The 2,664-nt window shown below is 63.7% G+C and carries 4 protein-coding genes; all 4 read right to left on the reverse strand.

All coding sequences use genetic code 11. The annotated features are described in order from the left end of the window. Positions 1-453 (reverse strand): MFS transporter (locus L9Z73_RS28795; protein WP_247408208.1); only part of this gene is annotated, 453 nt, incomplete at its 3' end. 84 nt (positions 454-537) lie between these two features. Further along, positions 538-1,548 carry a 4-hydroxy-2-oxovalerate aldolase gene (dmpG, locus tag L9Z73_RS28800; RefSeq protein WP_247408211.1) on the reverse strand — a complete coding sequence of 337 codons (1,011 nt, stop codon included), beginning with the start codon at positions 1,546-1,548 and terminating at the stop codon, positions 538-540. A 10-nt stretch (positions 1,549-1,558) separates the two neighbouring features. Beyond that, positions 1,559-2,494: an acetaldehyde dehydrogenase (acetylating) gene (locus L9Z73_RS28805; RefSeq protein WP_247408213.1), complete on the reverse strand. Its 936-nt coding sequence runs from the start codon at positions 2,492-2,494 to the stop codon at positions 1,559-1,561. Between the two features lie 32 nt (positions 2,495-2,526). Beyond that, on the reverse strand, positions 2,527-2,664 hold a 138-nt coding region (locus tag L9Z73_RS28810; RefSeq protein WP_247408215.1), incomplete at its 5' end, for a fumarylacetoacetate hydrolase family protein.

Here is a 2,664-nt window from a genome sequence, read left to right on the forward strand (position 1 = left end):
CCCGGAGCGTTTCACGCCGCAATACATCAGGCTCACGGCGCTGCCACGTAGGCGGGGGCCAGCCACTTCACTGGTCAGCGCGATCAGGTTAGGCAGTGCCGCGCCCAGGCCGACGCCCGTGAGGCAGCGCGCAACCAGCAGGCTGTTGAAGTCCCAGGCCATGGTCGTGACCAGCGAGAACAATCCGAATAGCGCAACCGAGGCCATCAACACCCGTTTGCGGCCGATGCGATCAGCCAGCAAACCGCCGAGAAACGCTCCGGGCAGCAGGCCGAAAATGCCGGCGCTGAAGACCCAGCCCATGTGTAGTTTGTCCAGTTGGAACGCGGCCGCCATGCCTTGGGCGGCGATGCCCGAGGCTTGCAGGTCGAGGCCTTCCATCAGGGCGACGAGGAAGCACAGACCGATGGTCCGCGCCATGTACAACGGTGTCAGCACGTTTAGCGATGTCATGGGAAATACCCGTTTTATTGTTGTAATGGGCACAGCAAAACCGTCCGGCCGCTGCGTGGGCGACCGGACGGGGGGATGCACGGTTCAGCGTTTGAGCAGGTCCAGCGCGACGTCGACGATCATGTCTTCCTGGCCGCCGACCATGCGCCGTTTGCCCAGCTCGACGAGGATGTCCACGGTCTTCAAACCGTACTTGGCTGCGGCGATTTCGGCATGGCGCAGGAAGCTCGAATAGACCCCGGCATACCCCAGCGCCAGCGACTCGCGGTCGACCCGCACCGGCCGATCCTGCAACGGCCGCACGATGTCGTCCGCTGCGTCCATCAAGGTGTAGAGGTCGGTGCCGTGGTTCCAGCCCAGGCGTTCGGCGGCGGCGATGAACACTTCCAGCGGCGCGTTGCCGGCCCCGGCGCCCATGCCGGCAAGGCTGGCGTCGATGCGGTCGCAGCCTTCCTCGACGGCAGTGATCGAGTTGGCCACGCCGAGCGAGAGGTTGTGGTGGGCGTGCATGCCGGTTTCGGTGTCCGGTTTGAGCACGGCCTTGAACGCACGGAAGCGATCACGGATGTCCTGCATGTTCATCGCGCCACCGGAGTCGGCCATGTACACGCAGGTCGCGCCGTAGCTTTCCATCAGCTTGGCTTGGGCGGCGAGCTGCTCGGCGGGGATCATGTGGCTCATCATCAGGAAGCCGACGGTGTCCATGCCCAGTTCGCGCGCGTATTCGATGTGCTGTTTCGACACGTCGGCCTCGGTGCAATGGGTGGCGATGCGCACCACCCGGGCACCGGCGTTGTAGGCCGCCTTGAGGTCATGCACGGTGCCGATGCCGGGCAGCAACAGCGTGGTGATCTTGGCGTGGCTGATCACGTCGGCGGCGGCTTCGATCCATTCCAGATCGGTGTGCGCCGCGAAGCCATAGTTGAAGCTCGAACCTTGCAGGCCGTCGCCGTGGGCGACTTCGATCGAGTCGACCTTGGCCTTGTCCAGCGCACGGGCGATGTCCTGCACGTTTTGCAGCGAATACTGATGACGCACCGCATGGCTGCCGTCGCGCAGGGTCACGTCGGAGATGTAGATTTTCTTACCGTTCATGTCGCTCTCCTCAGGCCTGTTGCATCGACTGCGCCATGCGCTCGGCGGTAGCCAAGGCAGCGGAGGTCATGATGTCGAGGTTACCGGCATAGGCCGGCAGGTAATGGGCGGCGCCTTCTACTTCGAGGAACACCGAGGTTTTCAGGCCGGAGAATTTGCCAAGGCCGGGAATGTTCAACGGCGCGTCTGCCGGGATCACGTCGAACTGCACGCTTTGCTTGAGGCGATAGCCCGGCACATAGGCCTGCACGGCGGCGGCCATCTCGACGATGGAGGCTTCGACCAACGCCTGATCCGCCGCTTCGGACAGCACAAACACCGTGTCGCGCATGATCAGTGGCGGCTCGGCCGGGTTCATCACGATGATCGCCTTGCCCTTGGCCGCGCCGCCGATCACTTCGATGGCCTTGGAGGTGGTTTCGGTGAATTCGTCAATGTTGGCGCGGGTACCCGGGCCGGCGGATTTACTGGCGATCGAGGCGACGATTTCGGCGTAATGCACCTTGGCCACGCGCGACACCGCAGCGACCATCGGGATAGTCGCCTGGCCGCCGCAGGTGACCATGTTGACGTTGAGCTGATCGAGGTTCTGCTCCAGGTTGACCACCGGCACGCAGTACGGGCCGATGGCCGCGGGCGTCAGGTCGATCAGGCGGATGCCGGGTTTGATCGAGCGCAGGAACGCATCGTTCTTCACATGCGCGCCGGCCGAGGTGGCATCGAAGACGAAATCGATGTGCTGGAACACGTCCATGCGGGTCAGGCCTTCAACGCCTTCGTGGGTGGTGGCCACGCCCATGCGCTGGGCGCGGGCGAGGCCGTCGGAGGCCGGATCGATACCGACCATCACCGCCATTTCCAGGTGTTTGGCATTGCGCAGGATCTTGATCATCAGGTCGGTGCCGATGTTGCCGGAGCCGACGATGGCGACTTTGAGTTTATTCATTGTTATTGCCTCATATGCACGCAAGTCGCCGATCACTCGGCGCGACTGTCTACCGAGAAGTTCACACCAACCCGGCCAATGCCCTCGATCTCGGCCTCGAACCGATCACCGGCGGCGACCGCCACCATCGGCCCCAGCGCGCCGGTGAGAATGATGTCGCCGGCCCGCAG

It is taken from the genome of Pseudomonas emilianonis, from assembly GCF_023072625.1.
Classification (GTDB): domain Bacteria; phylum Pseudomonadota; class Gammaproteobacteria; order Pseudomonadales; family Pseudomonadaceae; genus Aquipseudomonas; species Aquipseudomonas paraveronii.

Coding starts and splice junctions, on each gene's coding strand:
- dmpG (WP_247408211.1), bottom strand. CDS start 1,548: ATGAACGGTAAGAAAATCTACATCTCCGACGTGACCCTGCGCGACGGC.
- L9Z73_RS28805 (WP_247408213.1), bottom strand. CDS start 2,494: ATGAATAAACTCAAAGTCGCCATCGTCGGCTCCGGCAACATCGGCACC.